Annotated in this window: 3 protein-coding genes; all 3 read left to right on the top strand. The window is 58.0% G+C overall.

The annotated features are described in order from the left end of the window. Positions 1–21: 21 nt before the first annotated feature. Positions 22–1002 (top strand): alpha/beta hydrolase, encoded by a 981-nt coding sequence (locus tag H6B10_RS13880; protein ID WP_204652144.1) that lies wholly within the window; start codon positions 22–24, stop codon positions 1000–1002. 36 nt (positions 1003–1038) lie between these two features. After that, the gene (locus H6B10_RS13875; RefSeq protein ID WP_204652143.1) at positions 1039–2289 is read left to right on the top strand and encodes a hypothetical protein; all 1251 of its coding nucleotides are present in this window, start codon (positions 1039–1041) and stop codon (positions 2287–2289) included. Beyond that, a partial coding sequence (locus tag H6B10_RS13870) for a DUF6320 domain-containing protein (RefSeq protein WP_204652142.1) occupies positions 2286–2788 on the top strand: 503 nt, incomplete at its 3' end. The genes H6B10_RS13875 and H6B10_RS13870, both read left to right, overlap by 4 nt.

The following is a 2788-nucleotide window of genomic DNA, read 5'->3' as shown; positions in this document are numbered from 1 at the left end:
TAAGTTACACAAGGAGGGCCTATGTCACCACGAAATCGAAAAGATCTGACCCAGCGGCTGGAAACCGTTATCAAAACACTGATTCCGCAGCGCGGACAAAGTGCCGATGAACTTGGTCCCATGATGCGCGCCATCAAGGCGGTGCACAGCGTGACCGACAACACCTCTACCACCCCGGAAGATCTGGAACGTCAGCGGGCTGCGCAGGAACTGTTCGGCCGGTTGGTGGCACCGTCCCAGGGAATCCGCAGCGATGGGCTGACGGTGGGGGAGATCCCTGCCGAATGGGTCAGCCTGGAACATGGTCATGACCGCCGCCATGCAGTGCTGTATTGCCATGGCGGCGGCTATACCTGCGGTCAGCTGGGCTATGCCCGCATCCTGGCCAGCAAACTGGCGCTTTGCACCGGGTTTGATGTGCTCTCTTTTGAGTATCGCCTGGCGCCGGAACATCCCTACCCGGCGGCGGTGCAGGACGCGCTGGCCATGTGGGATTATATGATGTATATGGGGTACGGTGCGCGGGACGTGATCGTGGCCGGGGATTCCGCGGGCGGCAATCTGGCGCTGGAACTTTGCCTGAAACTGAAAGCGCAGGGCCGCGCTCAGCCCCGGGGACTGCTGCTGTTCAGCCCCTGGACCGATATGACGGCCAGCGGTAAAAGTTACCGCATCTGCCGTGACCTGGACCCGATGCTGACCATAGAATATGTGGAGGCGGTGCGTGCCGCCTACACCGGGCCGGACGCCGACTGGTCCAATCCCTGTTACAGCCCGCTGTTTGCTGACCTCCGGGGAATGCCGCCGGCGCTGGTGCAGGTGGGCACCAATGAAATTTTACGTTCCGACAGTGAAAGCCTGGTCGAAGCCCTGCAAAAGGCCGGCGGCTATGCCAAGTTGGAAGTGTATGAAGAATGCTGGCATGTGTTCCAGCAGATGCCGATCCATCGCGCCGAAGTAGCGATGGAATCCGCCGGACGGTTTGTGCAGCGGCTGATGTAAGCTGCCGGCCGGAAGGCACAGAAAACGAGGAGTCCTATGGCACAATCCTGGTATAAAGTTGATAACGTTGCAAAGGTCTTTCTGGCCACAACCACACGCCGAGACCCCCGGGTGTTCCGGATCTCCTGCACACTGACGCAGGACATCGACCCGGAAAAACTCAATGAAGCAGTACGCCGCACGGCACAGGAATGGCCGCAGTTTCAGGTGACACTGCATCGGGGGTTGTTCTGGCATTATTTTGAATCCACCGATCAGGTCCCCCTTGCCAAGGAGGAAAACAAAGAACCCTGCGCCCCCTTGTATGTACCGGAACGCCGGAACCAGCTCATCTACCGGGTGAGTTATTTCGGGGCACGGATCAATCTGGAAATGTTCCATGCCATGACAGATGGCAACGGCGGATTCCTGTTCCTGAAATCCATTGTGCGCAATTATCTGGCGCTGTGTTATCCCGGTACGCTGGACCATGTGCCTACGCCCAACAGTGCATCCGAGGCAGACCTGGCGCAGGACAGCTTCAAGAATTTTTACGGGGGAACGCGGCGCGCAGCACCGGCCAAACAACCCCGTGCCTACCATTTGCGGGGGCTGCGGCTTCCCTATGACCAGCTGCAGTACTTTGAAGGGCATCTCAGTGCCAAGGAGGTACTGGCCCGGGCGCGCACGTTGGGCGTATCCCTGACCAGCTACCTGGGGGCATCCCTGATGCTGGCCATTTATGCCGAGATGCCGGCCATGGACCGCAACAAGACCATTTCCATCAGCCTGCCGGTGAACCTGCGCAACTATTATCCCAGCGAAACAGCCCGGAACTTTTTCAATTCGGTGTATGTGACCCACACACTGACCGAGGCTGATACTCTGGAAACGGTGGCGCCGGTGTTTGATGCCAAACTCAAAGAGATCCTGCACCCGGAAAACATCAAAGCCCAGATGGATGAGTACGAAAAACTGGAACACATGCCGGGCATCCGCCTGGTACCGCTTTTTATCAAAAATGCGGCCGTGCGGTTCTTTACCCATCTGGAAGACCGGCATGTGACCGCGGTGCTTTCCAATATGGGAAGGGTGGATGTTTCGGAGGAACTCCGCCCTTACATCCGGCAGTTTGCGGCGTTCTCCAGCTGCGAAGGTCTGTTTACATGTGTCAGTTCCTACGGGGATGATCTGGTGCTGGGAACGGCGTCCGCGCTGCGCAGCACCAACGTTTTGCGCCGCCTTTACCGCGGTTTTGCCGCCGAGGGACTGAACGTCACGCTCTATGCAACGGAGGTGGAAAAGTGAAAACCTGCCCGCATTGTCATATTCAGGTGGGCGGCAATGCTGCCTACTGTCCGCTGTGCCAGAACCGCCTGTCCGGTCCGGATGACGCGCCCTGGTGGCCGAAGATCACACCGCGGGTGCGGCGCTTCGGCATGCTGTTCAAGATCGTTGCCTTTTTGCTGCTGGCGGCCAATGTGGTGGCCGGGGCCATCGATTTCCTGCTGGTGGAGGAACCTCATCGCCATGAAAGCCTGTTGATGCTGGTATGGGTGATTGCGATTTTGCTGGTATTGCGCAGTCTGCTTCGCCGCCGGTATAACGGACCGCGGCAGGTATTCCAGCTGCTGCTTCTGGTATCGGCGCTGCTGATTTTTACCGACTGGTTCCATGGGTATACCGGGTACAGTGTGGACCTGGTCATTCCCATCCTGTGCAGTGTTACACTGGTCTGCAATTTCATTTTTGCGTTCTGGCGCAGCCGTTTTACCCAGAATGCGCTGGTGTATATGCTGCTGAACAT

It is taken from the genome of Gemmiger formicilis, from assembly GCF_016901605.1.
GTDB lineage: Bacteria > Bacillota > Clostridia > Oscillospirales > Ruminococcaceae > Gemmiger > Gemmiger formicilis_B.
The sequence above is the reverse complement of the archived record's forward strand: the minus strand, read 5'-3'. Positions and strand labels throughout refer to the sequence as shown.